The organism is Specibacter cremeus (genome assembly GCF_003946885.1).
In the GTDB taxonomy this organism is placed as follows: domain Bacteria; phylum Actinomycetota; class Actinomycetes; order Actinomycetales; family Micrococcaceae; genus Specibacter; species Specibacter cremeus.
Window position 1 is genome coordinate 54,084 of the sequence record NZ_RWKQ01000013.1, and the last position, 14,421, is coordinate 68,504.

15 protein-coding genes are annotated in these 14,421 nt (G+C 72.2%); 10 read left to right on the forward strand and 5 right to left on the reverse strand.

Annotated features, from left to right (window positions below):
• The 3 genes from EJC77_RS06810 to EJC77_RS06820 all read left to right on the forward strand — a co-directional run bounded on the left by EJC77_RS06810 (position 1) and on the right by EJC77_RS06820 (position 4,693).
• Positions 1–2,685: a bifunctional acetate--CoA ligase family protein/GNAT family N-acetyltransferase gene (locus EJC77_RS06810; protein WP_125610937.1), complete on the forward strand. Its 2,685-nt coding sequence runs from the start codon at positions 1–3 to the stop codon at positions 2,683–2,685.
• Between the two features lie 125 nt (positions 2,686–2,810).
• Positions 2,811–3,491 carry a DUF5998 family protein gene (locus EJC77_RS06815; RefSeq protein ID WP_125610939.1) on the forward strand — a complete coding sequence of 227 codons (681 nt, stop codon included), beginning with the start codon at positions 2,811–2,813 and terminating at the stop codon, positions 3,489–3,491.
• On the forward strand, positions 3,491–4,693 hold the full coding sequence (locus EJC77_RS06820; RefSeq protein ID WP_125610941.1) for an alkaline phosphatase family protein: 1,203 nt from the start codon (positions 3,491–3,493) through the stop codon (positions 4,691–4,693). The genes EJC77_RS06815 and EJC77_RS06820 overlap by 1 nt, the downstream gene beginning before the upstream one ends.
• Positions 4,694–4,700: 7 nt before the next feature.
• On the opposite strand, the gene EJC77_RS06825 is transcribed toward EJC77_RS06820, so the two are convergent.
• Together EJC77_RS06825 and sepH are read right to left on the reverse strand one after the other, a co-directional pair.
• Complete coding sequence (locus tag EJC77_RS06825; protein WP_125610943.1) at positions 4,701–4,925, reverse strand: PLDc N-terminal domain-containing protein; 225 nt, start codon at positions 4,923–4,925, stop codon at positions 4,701–4,703.
• A gap of 88 nt (positions 4,926–5,013) precedes the next feature.
• Entirely contained in the window at positions 5,014–6,279 is a 1,266-nt protein-coding gene (gene sepH / locus EJC77_RS06830; protein ID WP_125610945.1) for a septation protein SepH, read from the reverse strand.
• Between the two features lie 216 nt (positions 6,280–6,495).
• On the opposite strand from sepH, the gene EJC77_RS06835 reads away from it, so the two are divergent.
• Positions 6,496–6,798 carry a DUF4193 domain-containing protein gene (locus EJC77_RS06835; protein ID WP_125610947.1) on the forward strand — a complete coding sequence of 101 codons (303 nt, stop codon included), beginning with the start codon at positions 6,496–6,498 and terminating at the stop codon, positions 6,796–6,798.
• On the opposite strand, the gene EJC77_RS06840 is transcribed toward EJC77_RS06835, so the two are convergent.
• Entirely contained in the window at positions 6,795–7,283 is a 489-nt protein-coding gene (locus tag EJC77_RS06840) for a DUF3093 domain-containing protein (protein ID WP_125610949.1), read from the reverse strand. The genes EJC77_RS06835 and EJC77_RS06840 overlap by 4 nt on opposite strands.
• 82 nt (positions 7,284–7,365) lie before the next feature.
• Between EJC77_RS06840 and dut the strand changes: the two genes are divergently transcribed.
• The 4 genes from dut to EJC77_RS06860 all read left to right on the forward strand — a co-directional run bounded on the left by dut (position 7,366) and on the right by EJC77_RS06860 (position 9,687).
• Positions 7,366–7,821, forward strand: a complete 456-nt coding sequence (gene dut / locus EJC77_RS06845) for a dUTP diphosphatase (RefSeq protein ID WP_240629873.1) — start codon at positions 7,366–7,368, stop codon at positions 7,819–7,821.
• Positions 7,822–7,855: 34 nt separating this feature from the next.
• A complete protein-coding gene (locus EJC77_RS06850) occupies positions 7,856–8,650 on the forward strand; it encodes a DUF3710 domain-containing protein (protein ID WP_125610951.1) in 795 nt (264 codons plus the stop codon).
• 2 nt (positions 8,651–8,652) lie between these two features.
• Complete coding sequence (locus EJC77_RS06855; RefSeq protein WP_125610953.1) at positions 8,653–8,985, forward strand: single stranded DNA-binding domain-containing protein; 333 nt, start codon at positions 8,653–8,655, stop codon at positions 8,983–8,985.
• Between the two features lie 78 nt (positions 8,986–9,063).
• Positions 9,064–9,687 (forward strand): DUF3159 domain-containing protein, encoded by a 624-nt coding sequence (locus tag EJC77_RS06860; protein ID WP_125610995.1) that lies wholly within the window; start codon positions 9,064–9,066, stop codon positions 9,685–9,687.
• A gap of 15 nt (positions 9,688–9,702) precedes the next feature.
• Here EJC77_RS06860 and EJC77_RS06865 read toward each other — a convergent pair whose 3' ends face one another.
• Positions 9,703–10,194 carry a hypothetical protein gene (locus tag EJC77_RS06865; RefSeq protein WP_125610955.1) on the reverse strand — a complete coding sequence of 164 codons (492 nt, stop codon included), beginning with the start codon at positions 10,192–10,194 and terminating at the stop codon, positions 9,703–9,705.
• Positions 10,195–10,352: 158 nt separating this feature from the next.
• Here EJC77_RS06865 and EJC77_RS06870 point away from each other — a divergent pair, with 158 nt between their 5' ends.
• On the forward strand, positions 10,353–11,096 hold the full coding sequence (locus EJC77_RS06870) for a response regulator transcription factor (RefSeq protein ID WP_125610957.1): 744 nt from the start codon (positions 10,353–10,355) through the stop codon (positions 11,094–11,096).
• Positions 11,093–12,484 carry a sensor histidine kinase gene (locus EJC77_RS06875; protein ID WP_164520336.1) on the forward strand — a complete coding sequence of 464 codons (1,392 nt, stop codon included), beginning with the start codon at positions 11,093–11,095 and terminating at the stop codon, positions 12,482–12,484. The genes EJC77_RS06870 and EJC77_RS06875 overlap by 4 nt, the downstream gene beginning before the upstream one ends.
• A gap of 8 nt (positions 12,485–12,492) precedes the next feature.
• Here EJC77_RS06875 and EJC77_RS06880 read toward each other — a convergent pair whose 3' ends face one another.
• Positions 12,493–14,397, reverse strand: coding sequence for a penicillin-binding transpeptidase domain-containing protein (locus EJC77_RS06880; RefSeq protein ID WP_125610961.1), 1,905 nt, complete (start codon positions 14,395–14,397; stop codon positions 12,493–12,495).
• Positions 14,398–14,421: the final 24 nt, after the last annotated feature.

Consider the following 14,421-nt stretch of genomic DNA (forward strand, 5'->3'; position numbering starts at 1 on the left):
ATGGTGAAGCCGCGCGCCGAGGCCGCATATCCGGCCCATTGGGAAGCCGACGTCGTCCTGCGGGACGGGGGCACCGCCCACCTGCGCCCGCTCACCCCCGCCGACGCCGCGGCGCTGCAGGCCTTCCACATGGCCCAGTCGCAGGACTCCGTCTACCTGCGTTTCTTCACGTACAAGTCGAAGCTGACCGAGACGGAACTGCGCCGCTTCACGCACATGGACTACCGGGACCGGGTCGGATTCGCCATCATCCACGGCGCGGAGATTATCGGCGTGGGCCGGTACGACCGGCTCGACAACCCCGGCCAGGCCCCTGACACGGCAGAAGTCGCGTTCAACATCGCCGACGCCCACCAGGGCCGCGGGCTCGGCTCCATCCTGCTCGAGCACTTGGCCGCCGCCGCCCGGGAGAACGGCATCTCCAAGTTCACCGCCGAGGTACTGCCGGAGAACCGCAAGATGCTCCAGGTCTTCTCCGACGCCGGCTATGAGGTGCACCGCCACTTCGACGACGGCGTCGTCTCCCTCGGCTTCGACATCGACCCCACGGAGAAGTCCCGGGCCGTCATGGAGGCACGGGAACACCGCGCCGAGGCCCGCAGCATCGCCGGCCTGGTGGCCCCGGCCGCGGTCGCCGTCATCGGCGCCAGCCGCGACTGGGGCAGCATCGGCCAGCAGCTGCTGGAACACGTCATCGAGGGCCGCTTCACCGGCACCGCGTACGCCGTCAACGACGAGGCCCTGGAGGTGGCCGGGATGATCCCGTACGGCAGCATCGCCGAGGTGCCCGGGCCCGTCGACCTGGCCGTCATCGCCGTGCCGTACGAGCGGGTGCCGGCCGTCGTGGACCAGTGCGGGGCCGCCGGCGTGAAGGGTGTGTTGATCGCCACGGCCGGTTTCGCGGACGACGGCGACCGCGGGCTTGAGCGGCAACGCCGGCTGGTGCGCGGGGCACGGGCCAACGGCATGCGCGTCATCGGCCCGGCGTCGCTGGGCCTGGCCAACACCGCCGCGGCGGTGTCCCTGAACGCGTCCATGGCGCCGGAGCTGCCCCTCGCGGGCGGGCTGGGCGTGTTCAGCCAGTCCGCCGCCATCGGAGCGTCCCTGCACGCCGCCCTGGCCCGGCGCAGCATCGGCGTCTCCACCGCGCTCTCGGCCGGGAACCGGGCCGACGTGTCCGGCAACGACCTCATGCAGTACTGGGAGGACGACCCCGCCACGACGGCGTGCGGGCTGTACCTGGAGTCCTTCGGCAATCCACGGAAGTTCTCCCGCATCTCCCGCCGGCTGGCCCGCAGCAAACCGGTCATTGTGGCGAAATCCGATTCCATGGGGCTGCGCCTGCCGCCCGGGCACGAGGTGCGCACCACCGAGGCCCCGCCCGGCGCCGTGGACGCCATGCTGCGCCAGGCCGGCGTCATCCACGTCAAGACCGTCGAACAGCTGGCCGATGTGGCCCAGCTTGTCGAACACCAGCGGCTGCCGGCCGGCCCCGGCGTCGCCGTGCTCGCCAACTCGCTGGCGCTCGGGCGCGTCGTCGCCGACGCCGTGGAATCCTCCGGGCTGACGCTTGGCCGCCTGGTGGCCGACCTCGCCCTGGACACCGGCCAGTCCGTGGCACTGCCCGTCCTGCGCCGCACCCTGCTGGCGTCGCTTGGGAGTGACGACGTGCATTCGGCCGTCGTGACGCTGCTGCCGTCGCCCGGCCTGACCGTTGACGCCATCGCCGCCGTCCTCGGCGAGTGCGCCGATACCGCCGGCAAGCCCGTCATCGCGGCGTTCACCGGCATCGTCGACCCCCGGATCCTCGTGGACAGGCAGTTCGGCGGCGTGCCGTCGTTCTCCAGCCCCGGCACGGCCGTCTCGGCGCTCGCCGCCGTGGCCCGCTACGCCCGCTGGCGAAGTGAGGAGACGCCGGACTTCGACCCGCCGTCCGGCATCGATGCGGACCGTGCCCATGCCGTCGTGTCGGGGTTGCTGGCCGGCGTGTCCGGGTCCGGGCTGCGGCGGCTGACGGCCGCGGAGGGCGCCTCGGTGCTCGGCTGCTACGGCATCGGCGTGCTGGAATCCGTGCCGTTCGTGACCGACGACGAGGCTGTCGCCGCGGCCGAACGGCTCGGCTGGCCCGTGGCCATCAAGACGCTGGACACGGCGTTGCGGCACCGGCTGGACCTGGGCGGGGTGCGGCTGAACATCGAGGACGCCCAATCGTTGCGACGCAACATCGCCCAGATGCGCAAGCTGCTGGCCCCGTACGGCCGGTTCGCGCTCGAGGTGCAGTCCATGGCCGACGTGGGCCAGTCCTGCACCCTGCGGGCCATCGAGGACCCGCTGCTGGGGCCCGTCGTGTCGTTCGGGCTGGCCGGGGACGCGGTGAACCTGCTCGACGACTGGGCGCACCGGGTGCCGCCGCTGTCCAGCCGCGACACGGCCGAGCTGGTGCGTTCGCCGCGCGCGGCCGTGAAACTGTTCGGGTACGAGGGCCTGCCGGCCGGGGATGTGGCCGCGCTGGAGGACCTGGTGGCGAGGGTCGCGTTCATGAAGGACGAGCACCCGGAGATCGTCCTGGTCGAGTTCAACCCGATCCTTCTCAGCCCGCAGGGGGTCAGCGTGCTGGCCGCCGACGTGCGGATCGGCAACGCCGCGCACCGGACCGACAGCGCCCGGCGCACCTTGCGCTCCTGACCGTTCTGCGCAGGTTGCGGGGTCGTAACCTGCGCAGCCGGCCCCGCTGCGCATCGTGCGCGTGCGAATGTTGCGCAGAACGGCCGGTTCGCCCCGGGCCCGCCCGAGGTGGGAGACTGGAAGGCATGAACAGCTTCGGACCCCCCGCCACCTCCGAGACCGCGGGACGCGACCTGGAAGCCTCCCTGCAACGGGCCGGGTTCTACCCGTTGCTCGTCTCCGACGTCGTCAACGACGCCCTGGACGGGCGCGACTGCCTGTCCCACCTGGTGCACCTGGAAACCCACTTCGACCGCAATGAGGTGCACCGCCACATCACCGTGCTGGTGCTCACCGACGACATGCTGGTCGTCACGCACGTCGACGACCAGCAGCTCGACGATGCCGGCGAGCAGGTCATGGCGCAGGTGTCCACCGAGTCAGTGCCGGTCAGCCAGATCCGGTCGGTCGTGCTCAGCTGCACCTACTCGCAGCCGCAGGACTACAAGCCGTCGGACCCCGTGCGCGAACTCACCCTTGCCATCGCCTGGTCCGGCAGCCAGCGTCTCGACGTCGTGCCGGCCGACTGCGCCGATCCGGCCTGCGAGGCCGACCACGGCTACACCGGCACGGTCGCGCTGGAGGACATCGGGCTGCGGATCAGCGCGGAGGCGGACGGCCTGCAGGCCGTCCAGGACGCCAAGGCGTTCGCCCGCGCGCTGCGCGCGGTCAGCGCGAACGTCACGGCCGGCACCGGGCATGCCGGGGCCTCGCTGCGCTTCCCGGCGCTGGGCCAGCGCGCGGGCCGCGGGCACCACCGCCGCTGATGTCTCCCGCGCACGTCGAGCCGCTGCCCGCGGCCCCCGCGTACGGCACCGGCTCGATCGCCGAGGTCCTGACCAGTTCGGCGGCCGCCCTGGGCGCGCCCGGGTTCACGAACACCCTGGCGCTGCCCGCGGCGCGGCGCGTCTGCGTCGTGCTCGTGGACGGACTCGGCAAGGCGATGCTGAAGAAGCGTGCCGCGCACGCGCCGTTCCTGCGCGGTGTCATGAACGACGACGACGGCGCCGGCCACCCGCGCATGCTACAGGCCGCGTTCCCCACGACCACGGTGACGTCGCTGACCAGCCTGGGCACCGGCGTCGTGCCCGGCCAACACGGCATGGTGGGCTACGACGTCGTCGACCCCGCCCAGGACAAGGTCGTGAACCTGCTGGGCCAATGGGACCCGGGCGTCGACCCGCTCGCCTGGCAGCCGTTCCCCACCGTGTTCGAACGGCTGGACGGGCAGGTCGCCACGGCCACGGTCAGCCTGCCGAAGTTCGCGACCTCGCCCATGACGGCGGCGGCGCTGCGTGGCAGCGAGTTCATCGGCGCCGGCACCGTGCACGCACGCACCGAGGCGGCCGCCGGGTCGCTGGCCGCGCACGAGCGCATGCTCATGTACTTCTACTGGAGCGAGCTGGACAAGGCCGGGCACGGGTACGGCATCGACTCGGACCGGTGGGACTACGAGCTGGAGGAACTGGATGCGTCGCTCAAGCGGCTGGCCGCCTCCGTCCCGCCGGACACGCTGATCCTGCTCACCGCCGACCACGGCATGGTCGACGTGCCCGAGTCGGCGCGCATCGACTACTCGGCCGAACCGGAGCTGGTGGCCGGCGTACGGCACACGGCGGGGGAGCCGCGCATGGTCCATCTGTACCTGGAACCGGACGCGACGACCGCCCACCGGGCGGCGCTGGTCGCGGCCTGGCGGCGGCGGTACGGCACGCGGGCGTGGATCGTGACCCGGGAGGAGGCCGTCCGGGCCGGCTACTTCGGCGACGTGCGCGACGCCGTGGCCGGGCGGATCGGCGACGTGCTGGTCATGGCCCGCGAACCCATCGCGTTCTACGACACCCGCCGCACGGGCACCGACCCCATGAAGGTGGTCGGCCAGCACGGCTCGATCACGAAGGCCGAGCGCGAGGTGCCGCTGCTGCGCATCCCGGTGGTCAACACGCCCAAGGGCCGGAAAAGGCGCTAGCCGCCAGTCAGGCGCGCCGGCGGCCCTTGGCGAAGTACGCGACGGGGCCGGCGAAGTTGATGAAGGATGCCGCCACCCACGCGACCTTGGGCCCCCTGACCTGGTCGGCCGGGCGTTTGGCCAGGTCGCGCAGCGCGGCGACCTGCAGCGACACCTGGAGGAGGCCGAAGAGAACGATGCGACCGCGCGCGGCGGGGCTCAGGTCCTTCCAGCGCAACTTGCTCCGTGTCATGTGTTGTCCTCTCCCGCGTTCGACGTGGTGGTTCCAGTGTATGCGCCGGTGCATCGGCGGCTGACGCGGCGCCGGGGCGGACCGGCGCTCAGTCGCCCTTCGTGCCGAACACGATCTCGTCCCAGCTCGGCACGCTGGAGCGTTTGGGCTTGGCCGAGGCCTTGCGTTCGAACCGGGCCGTGACCTCGCTGTCGCTGGGCATGGGTTCCTCCCCGGCGGCCCCCGCCGCGGAGGAATTCACGGCGGCGAAGCCCTTGCCGCGACGGTCGGCCGGTTCGCCGGAGAGCGTGATCTCCCGCGTGTTCGTGTCCACGTGGTGCAAGGCGATGCTGTCCGCCTCGTCCTGGGGCAGCGACGGGGCCAGCGACAGCAGCGGCAGGACCCGGGCATGGGTCCGCGGATCGACCAGGATGCCGGCCTCCGCGTCGGGGGCATCCCCGGCGTCGCCGCCGGGTGCGTCGTCGCGCGGGTGCGCCGCCGGCACATGCGCCCCGAGCATCGAGGCCAGCTCGTCGTCGGCGTCCTCGTCCAGTCCCAGACGCTGGCCACGGCGGGAGCGGAGCATGTTCAACAGGCCGTCGCCCGGGTAGTCATCCGGCTCATCCGCCGGCACGGCGTCGGGACCGTCCACGCCGGAGCCGGGTTCGTCGTCGGCCACGTCCGTTTCAAAGTCAAAGGGCCGGTCGGAGACGGCACTGAGCCGCCGGGCAGGCACGGGGCCGTCGACGGGTTCCAGTTCGCTCAACTGCTGGGCCCAGCGGTTCGCGTTGAGCAGCGACTTGCGCCCCGCGTGGAACGTCCACTGCGCCGGGGCCGGCTCGCCGATGCTGCTGGCCGCGCCGGCCGTGCCCGGGTTGAAATCGGCCGTGACCGTCCAGGTCCCGTCGCTGCGCCGCCACGCGTCCCAGGCCAGCGTGGACCTGTCGACGCCGAACGCGAGGAGGCGGTGGGAGACCATCTCCTCGAGCGTGGCCGGGTTGTCGCCGAATGCCGACCGATACCCGTCATGGTTGGGCACGGCGGTGGCGACCACGATGCCGCGCGCCAGCCGGGCGATGTGGTCTCGTTCGGCCAGCACCGGGCCCTCGTAGCGCCGCACCTGCTCGATCGGCAGGCCGGAGAGCTGGGCCACCTCGTCGGCGCTGGCACCGGCGCGGATCTGCGCCTGGATCTCGCGCGGGGACAGGCGGGTGCCGGCCGGGGCGGCGTCCCGGGACGGCAGCCGGTGCGGTGTGCGCGTGGCGGCCACGCGCAGCGCCTCGTCGATGGGGAGGGTGAAGATCTCGCCGCCGGGTCCACTGAGGAGCAGGTGCTCGCCATCGTCGTGGACGCCGACCAGCCGCAAATCCGCCATGTAGTCCTCCCAAATCAAACCCGTACCACTGAAGAACTTTGCCATCATGTACCCGGTTTACCTACTAACCCGGTGGGCGTGGCGTGAAATGGTCCGGTGGTTACGCCCAATGCGAACACGGGCATAACTGGTCCCGATTTGGCCTTGACACGCTTAGGGTGTTGGCAACCAAACCGGCATCCGGAGAAGAACAACGCGATTGGGAGCGTGACACACATGGCCACTGACTACGACGAGCCGCGGGCGAAGGACGACGAGACCGCGGCGGGCGTCATCAACGTCCTGACGCAGAGCCGATCCAGCCAGCAGTCCGCGGCAGTCATCGACCTGGAGGAGAGCGACGCCGCCGACGGCTACCTGTTGCCCGGCGGGGACGTGCCCGCGGAGGAACTGCAGGTCGAGGTGCTGCCGGCGCAGGCGGACGAATTCACCTGCGCCTCCTGCTTCATGATCCGGCATCGCACGCAGATCGCGCGCACGAAGGACGGGCTGTCCTACTGCAAGGACTGCGAGGGCTAGGAACGCAGCGCCTTGGCGAGTTGCTCCGGACGCCGCGACGAGGCCAGCCAGTAGGGGGTGGGATCGGCCGGATCGGTGATCTCGATCCGCACCACGTGCTGGATCCAGCCGCGCAGGCACAGGAACGCCAGCCCGTTCAGCCGCGGACCGCGCTGGGCCATGGCCTCGGCGTCCCGGTAGGCGGTGACGTCGCCGACGAAGGAGCGCTCAATGTGGGCCCTGCCCACCTGCAGCGACTCCCGCGTGACCTTGATGGTCGGCGTCGACCAGAGCAGGGCCACGACCTGGATGACCAGCATGATCACGGCGGCCGCGTACCCGGCGAACGTGCTGATCGGGATGAACATCAGGATGCCGGCGGCCGAGAGCCCGAGCACGATGAGCCAGATCCCCGGCGTCGGCCACAGCTTCTCCAGGTAGAGGACCGTGGAATCGGGAGTGGCCCCTGAATCGGGGGTGGCGTTGACGGCCGGCTCGGAAGACATGGGACCATGTTTTCACCTTTCGGCCACGAATTCACCTTGGCCGCATTCCGGGGCCCACCTGCGCGGCCGCTAGAGTGAACGCGTGACGAATACCTCCCCGAGCCTTGAAATCCAGCTGGTCATGCTCGACGACCAGCTGCCGCCGCCCAGCTACGCCCATCCCGGCGACGCCGGCGCCGACCTGCGCACCCGCATCGACGTGCACCTGGCCCCCGGCGAACGCGCCCTCGTGCCGACCGGGGTGGCCATCGCCCTGCCGGACGGGTTCGTCGCACTGGTCCATCCACGCTCCGGACTGGCCACGAAACATGGGCTGACGGTCGTCAACGCCCCCGGCACGGTCGATGCCGGGTACCGCGGCGAAATCTCCGTCACCTTGCTGAATACGGACAAGCATCACAGCATCTCCCTGTCCCGGGGCGATAGAATTGCACAACTGGTGATCCAGCGGGTCGAGCGGGCCGCGTTCGTCACCGTCGCCGAGCTGCCCGACTCCGTGCGCGGCACGGGCGGGTTCGGCTCCACCGGCGGAAACTGACCGCGCAGCGCGCACACAAGGAGAAAAGTCCCCCATGGTTTTTGGGTTCGGCAAGAAGAAGTACGACGACGATGCCCCCGCCGCAGTTGACGACGTCACGGCTGCCGCGGTGCCGGAAACGACGGACGACGACGCCGCACAGGCGGGCGGGCCCGGCCTGCGGGCATTGCCGCCGAGCCCGGCCGACACCGCCTACGAGCGTGGCGTGCACGGCCCGCTCGACGCCGACGAGATCCGCAGCCACGACGGCTACGTCGACCTGGGCGCCCTGCTCATCACGCCACGCGAGGGCCTGCAGCTGCGCCTCGAGGTCGAGGAGAGCACCAACCGGGTCATCGCCGTCACCTTGGACCTGAACGGTTCCAGCCTGCAGCTGCAGGCGTTCGCGGCGCCGCGCTCCGAGGGCCTGTGGCGGGACATCCGCGAACAGATCGGCCTGTCCGTCGGCTCCCAGGGTGGCGAGATCGAGATCCTGGACGGCACGTTCGGCAAGGAGGTGCTGGCCAAGCTGCCCGCGCAGGCTGCCGACGGCAGCCACGGCTACCGCGTGGCCCGCTTCATCGGCGTCGACGGGCCCCGCTGGTTCCTGCGCGGCGTCTTCGGTGGGGACGCCGCCACGGACCGGGACGCCGCGGCCGCCCTGGAGGACCTGTACCGCGGCGTCGTCGTCGTGCGCGGTGAGACGCCGCTGCCCCCGCGCGACCTGCTGGTGCTGCGCATCCCGCGCGACGCCGCCGACCCGTCCGGCAACGTCGCCGGCGACCACGCCGTCCCGGCGCAGGGCGGCCAACCGTTCCGGCGCGGGCCGGAAATCACCCAGATCGGCTAGCCATGGCATTGCAACAGGGGACCTGGCCGGCGGCCAGCCCCATCAGCGAGCTGCCCGTGCGCGGCCGCGTCGTTTGCGCCGGTGTCATCGACGCCGTCACGATCCTGCCGGCGGCCGAAAAACCGGCGTTCACCGCCATCGTCTCCGACTATGACGCCGCACCCGCCCCCGGCGGGGCCGTCCACCGGGTGCGGCTGGTGTGGCTGGGCCGGCGCCGCGTGCCCGGCATCTTCGCCGGGACCCGGCTGCGCCTGGAGGGCATGGTGGCCCCGCGCGACGGGCTGCCCACCATCTTCAACCCGCGCTACGAAATCATCGGCACCCAGGAGGGCTAAGTGACTGATTCCCGCGAGACCGGCGCCCCGGACGCCGGAGGTCCGGAGCCGGGCCCGTTCGCCGGGCTGGCCGAGGGCATGGCCGCGAAGTCCGCGCTGGTGCGCAAGGGCGACGGCCAGATCGACCTGCTGGCCGCCGCCGGGGGCGTGCGCGGCATCGCCGAGAGCGTCCTGCCGGGGCTGGTGTTCCTGGTCGCCTTCACCATCACCCGCGAGCTGGCCTGGGCGCTGGCGGGCTCCGTCGCCGTGGCCGTCGTGTTCGTCGCCGCCCGGCTGGTCCAGCGCACCCCGCTCACGCAGTCGCTGGCCGGCATCGTCGGCGTCCTCATCTCCGCGTTCCTGGCCATGAAGACCGGCAAGGCGACCGACTACTACGTGTGGGGATTCGTGACGAACGCGGCCTACATCGCCGCGCTCGTCGTCTCCATCCTCGTGAAGTGGCCCGTGCTCGGACTGCTGTTCGGCTACGCCCGCAACGAGGGCGTGCGGTGGCGCAAGGTTCCGCAGCGGCTGCGCGCCTACCGCGTGGCGACCTGGATCCTGGTCGGCGTCATGGCCGCCCGCCTGCTCGTGCAGCTGCCGTTGTACCTGGCCGACGCCGTCGACGCGCTCGGCGCCATGCGCCTGCTCATGGGCGTTCCGCTGTACGCGTTCGGGCTGTGGGTGGCCTGGCTTCTCAGCCGCCCGATCAAGCGGGACTAGCAAGCGGGACTGCGGCTACGACCCTGCGGGTGCCGCGGCCGCCCGCGCCGCGATGGCCTTGGCCTCCGCCTGGATCGTCGCGCCGTAGCCGCCACCCAGCGCCGTGTCCTTGATCTTCGTGGCATCGGCGTCCCGATCGGCCAGGGCGGCCGCCTCCAGCGACTTCAGATCCGATTGCAGGGCCGCCGGCAGCTTGGCGAACGCCTTCGGGTGGTGGATCAGCACGTACGCGACCTCGTGGGCCCTGTCGCCGAAACCGGACGTGGCACGGATGTCAATGCGCAGCTCGCTGCGCAGCGTCCCGGCGAAGTGGGCACGGCCGTGCCGATGGGCCGGGGCGGTGGACGCCGGTGACGAGCCGGCGGACGGCGCCGGGTTCGGGCTCGCGGCCGAGGCGGCCGTCACGCCGAACACGGCGCCCCCAACCAGTGCGGCGCCGCCGGCCGTGGCCACGATGCGGGTGACCCAGCGCTTGCGCGGGGCGGGGTTGGTGGGGGTGGTGTTCATGGCTTGTTCTCCTCGATGTCTCCCGGACGGCCCGTCCTGGCCGGCCTCACGTCCATTGTGGCCGGGCGGGATGCGCCCGGTGTTCAGCCAATGTTAGGGGACGGTAAAGTCTGGCCGGCGTCCGGCGCCGTGCCGGTGACAGGGCGTTCAATGGAGGCATGAGGCAATCGAACGGACCGGACCCCCACCCCGCGACGGGGCTGGTCCTGGTCGTGGAGGACGAACAGGCGATCGCCGACGTGGAGCGGCTCTACCTCGGCCGCGCGGGCTACGGCGTGCACGTCGAGGCCACGGGCGAGGCGGGGCTCGAGCAGGTCCAGGCGCTGCGGCCCACCGCCATCGTGCTCGACGTCGGCCTGCCGGGCATCGACGGGATCGAGGTGTGCCGGCGGCTGCGCGCCCGGGATGACTGGACCCCGATCATCTTCGTCACCGCGCGCGACGAGGAGGTGGACATGCTCCTGGGGCTGGAACTGGGCGCCGATGACTACCTGACGAAGCCGTTTTCCCCGCGTGAACTGGTCACCCGCCTCAAGGCCGTGCTCCGGCGCACGGCCGGGCCGGCCACGCGCGAGGTCCTGCGCAGCGGCGCCGTCGCACTGGACGAGGCCCGCCGCACCGTCACCGTGGACGGATCGGCCGTCGAACTGACCGCGAAGGAGTTCGACGTGCTGGCCTTCCTGCTGGCCAGCCCCGGGCGGGTGTTCACCCGGCAGCAATTGCTGGCCTCGGTGTGGGGGCAGGCCAGCTACACCGCCGGACGGACCGTTGACGTGCACGTCGCCGCGCTGCGCGCCAAACTGGGCGGGGACAGCCCGATCCGCACGGTGCGCGGTGTCGGCTACACCGCCGGCCACGGTCCCGGTGCCGCCGGCCGGCCCGGGGAGTGGGGGCCGCGGTGAGGGCCTGGCTGCGTTCGCTGGCCGGCGGGATCACGGTGGTGACCGCCGTCGTCGCGATCCTGGCCGTGCTGGTCACCGGGCTGGCGGCGTTCCCGCTGATCCGCGCCGCGGCGGTGGGCCAGGCCCGCTCCCAGCTGGCGAGGGCGGCGGATGCCTTCGCCGCGGCCCCCGCCGCCTCGCAGGCCCTGGACCTGCGGGTGCGGCACGTGCTTGGCTCCGACTACTACGCACTCTCCGTCATCGCGGCCGACGGCACCGTCACCGGCCCTGCCGGCCAGGTCCTTGGTGCCGGAGAGGTGGCGCGCGTGCTCTCCGGCGCGACGGTGTCGCAGACCGTCAACCGCGCCGGCGTCCAGCTGCTGGTGGAGGCGCGACCCCTGAACCGTGGCGGCGGCATCGTGCTCACGCGGTCGATCAAGGACGTGAACGCCGCGTCCGCCCAGGAATTCCAGCGCACCCTGTTGGCGCTTGCCCTGGGCCTGGTGATTGCGGGCCTGGCCGGCACCCTGCTGGCCCGCCGGCTGGCCAGGCCCCTGGTGCGCACGGCGGCGGCCGCACGCCGGATGGCGGCCGGTGAGCGTGCCGTGGAGCTGGCGCCGGCCGGCGTCACGGAGGTGCGCGAGGTCGGCGAGGCCGTCAACACGCTGGACCACGCGCTCGTGGCCAGCGAGGCGCGGCAACGTGAATTCCTGCTGTCCATTTCGCACGAGATCCGCACGCCGCTGACGGCGATGCGCGGATATGCGGAGGCCATGGTGGACGGGCTCGTCCCGGCGCGTGACATGGCCGACGTCGGGCGGACGCTGGCGGCACAGACGGACCGGCTGGACGGGTTTGTCCGGGACCTGCTGGAGTTGGCGCGACTGGAGGCCGACGACTTCGCGCTGGCGGAGGAACCCGTCGACGTGGCCGCCCTGATGGGCCAAGTCGAGGCCGCATGGCGGGGCGGCGCCGCCCAGGCCGGCGTGCTGTTGGAGCTGCGGCTGGAGCTGGGGCAGGACGAGGGGGAGCCGGTGGTGGTGGTCACGGATGGGGCGCGGCTGCGGCAGATCGTGGACGGGCTGGTGGGCAACGCGCTGCGCGTGAGTCCGCCCGGCGGGCCGCTGGTGCTGGCCGCGCGGCTGGAACATGCGGGGGCCGGGGGACGGGACATGGTTGCCCTTGACGTGCGCGACAGCGGACCCGGGCTCACCGCCGAGGACGCCGCGGTCGCGTTCGAGCGCGGCGTCCTGTACCGGCGCTACGCCGGGCAACGACCGGTGGGAAGTGGACTGGGGTTGTCGATCGCGGCCCGGCTGGCATCCCGGCTGGGCGCGCGGCTGTCGGTCGAGCCGGCGGCGACGGACGACGCCGGCGCCACCTTCTGCGTCCGGCTGCCGCTTGCCTAGAACCTTGCCTAGCCCCCGGCCGCCGCCTGCAGCACGGCCTGGGCCAGCGGGCCGCCCGTGATCGCCCCCAGGTCGCCGTCCTCGACGAACACGGCGATGGCCGTATCACCCTGCGCGGCGATGACCCAGGAATGCGTGCGCGGCGGGTTGTCGGTGCCGTACTCGGCCGTGCCGGTCTTGCCGATCACGTCCCCGCCGGGCAGTCCCAGCAGGTCGGTCAGGTAGCCGTCGGTCACCACGGCTCGCATCATGGTGCGCAGGCCCGCCGCCTCCGGGGCGGTGAGCGTCGCGCCCGCGGCCGGCTTCGCGGCGCCGTCGTGCCCGTCGACCAACCGTGGGACGACCACCTGGCCCTTCACGATCGTCGCCATCATGGTGGCCATGGCCAGCGGGGACACCAGCACCTTGCCCTGGCCGATCATCGACGCCGCATGCGCCGTGCCGGTGTCGTCGCGCGGGAGGGCGCCGGTGAACGCGTCCAGGCCAAGGTCGTTCGTCATGCCGATGCCCAGTGCGCCGGCGGCGTCCGCCAACCGCGGCTGGGACAGCTTCCCGAACTCGGAGACGAACGCCGTGTTGCAGGAGTGCGCGATCGCCGTGGTCAGCGTGATTTTCCCGAGCACGGCCGGGTCATAGCCGGTCGCGTTCTGGAACTTCTTGCCGTCGGCCACATACGACGGGTCGCACTGCACCGTGGACGTGGGCGTCAGGCCGGTGCGGAACAGCCCCAGCGAGGTGGCCATCTTGAAGGTGGATCCGGGCGTGTACCGGCCCAGGAACGCCGTGTTGTAGCCATCGCTGTCCGGCCCGTTGGCGGCCGCGAGGATGGCACCCGTGGAGGGGCGGACGGCCACGATGGCGCTGGGCGACTTGACGCCGGCCAGCGCCTTCTCGGCGGCCTCCTGAAGTGCCGGGACCAGCGTGGTCTTCACGGCCGTGCCGTCCACCGGGGTGGTGGAGAACAGTTCGTGGCTTTCCGGCGTGCCCCCGTCGGCCGGTTGCTTGGCCGCGACGGCCAGGATGCTGACGCCCGGGCTGCCGGCCAGCCGGGCGTCGAAGGCCGCCTGCAGGCCCGACGCGCCAACGGTTTGGCCGGCGGTGACGGCGCCCTTGGACTTCTTGATGTCCTCGGCGGTGGCCTCGCGGACCGACCCGAGCACGGCCGAGGCGAAGGTGCGGGTGGGGGCCAGCGGCAGCTGGCCCGGCACGGCCAGGAAGCCCTTGATGGACTTCAGCTGTTCCTGGTCCAGCGCATCGAACGCGTCCTGGCGCAGCGTGACGGCGTCGACGAATGCGACGGGGCCATACGCCAACACCCTGGCCGCGAAGGCGGCCGGATCAACGCCGACGACGGCGGCCAGCGCCGTCGCGGAGGCCCGGGCCTCCGCGTCCGAGAGCCCCTGCTTGTTGATGCCCACCACCCGGACGGGCCGGTCCGTCACGATCGGCGCCCCATCGCCGGCCAGGATGTCCGCCCGCTTGCCGTCGACGGTCCTGACCTCGAGCCGTTCGCCCTCGGCCAGGCGCGGCTGGACGATCGCGGCGGACCAGTGGACGGTCCAGCCGTCGCCGGCGCGGGTGAGGTCGGCGTTCGCCTTGTACTGCCACGGCGTCTTGACCCGCGGCACCGTCCACGTGTAGTCGAGCGTGGCACGCACGTGGGTGTCGTCCACCTTCTCGACACCGCCCAGGGCCACCTTCGGCCAGACGGGGTCGACGCCGTCGAACAGCGCGGTGAGCCGCTTCTGGACGTCCGCGGCCGGCGTGTCGAACTGGACGGAGCCGACGGTGTGGGCGCCCAGCGCCTCGGCCAGCGCCCGGGCGGTGGACGTGCCGTCATCCTTCGGGGCGCAGGCCGTGCCGGCCAGGAGCAGGGCAAGGACGACGGCAAGACCGGTGACGCGACGAAGCATGGGACCCCCAGGGTTGATGTGGGA

Bases quoted from the DNA above. Each gene is read 5' to 3' on its own strand.
- EJC77_RS06810 (WP_125610937.1), top strand. From the start codon at position 1: ATGGTGAAGCCGCGCGCCGAGGCCGCATATCCGGCCCATTGGGAAGCC.
- EJC77_RS06815 (WP_125610939.1), top strand. From the start codon at position 2,811: ATGAACAGCTTCGGACCCCCCGCCACCTCCGAGACCGCGGGACGCGAC.
- EJC77_RS06820 (WP_125610941.1), top strand. From the start codon at position 3,491: ATGTCTCCCGCGCACGTCGAGCCGCTGCCCGCGGCCCCCGCGTACGGC.
- EJC77_RS06825 (WP_125610943.1), bottom strand. From the start codon at position 4,925: ATGACACGGAGCAAGTTGCGCTGGAAGGACCTGAGCCCCGCCGCGCGC.
- sepH (WP_125610945.1), bottom strand. From the start codon at position 6,279: ATGGCGGATTTGCGGCTGGTCGGCGTCCACGACGATGGCGAGCACCTG.
- EJC77_RS06835 (WP_125610947.1), top strand. From the start codon at position 6,496: ATGGCCACTGACTACGACGAGCCGCGGGCGAAGGACGACGAGACCGCG.
- EJC77_RS06840 (WP_125610949.1), bottom strand. From the start codon at position 7,283: ATGTCTTCCGAGCCGGCCGTCAACGCCACCCCCGATTCAGGGGCCACT.
- EJC77_RS06850 (WP_125610951.1), top strand. From the start codon at position 7,856: ATGGTTTTTGGGTTCGGCAAGAAGAAGTACGACGACGATGCCCCCGCC.
- EJC77_RS06855 (WP_125610953.1), top strand. From the start codon at position 8,653: ATGGCATTGCAACAGGGGACCTGGCCGGCGGCCAGCCCCATCAGCGAG.
- EJC77_RS06860 (WP_125610995.1), top strand. From the start codon at position 9,064: ATGGCCGCGAAGTCCGCGCTGGTGCGCAAGGGCGACGGCCAGATCGAC.
- EJC77_RS06865 (WP_125610955.1), bottom strand. From the start codon at position 10,194: ATGAACACCACCCCCACCAACCCCGCCCCGCGCAAGCGCTGGGTCACC.
- EJC77_RS06870 (WP_125610957.1), top strand. From the start codon at position 10,353: ATGAGGCAATCGAACGGACCGGACCCCCACCCCGCGACGGGGCTGGTC.
- EJC77_RS06880 (WP_125610961.1), bottom strand. From the start codon at position 14,397: ATGCTTCGTCGCGTCACCGGTCTTGCCGTCGTCCTTGCCCTGCTCCTG.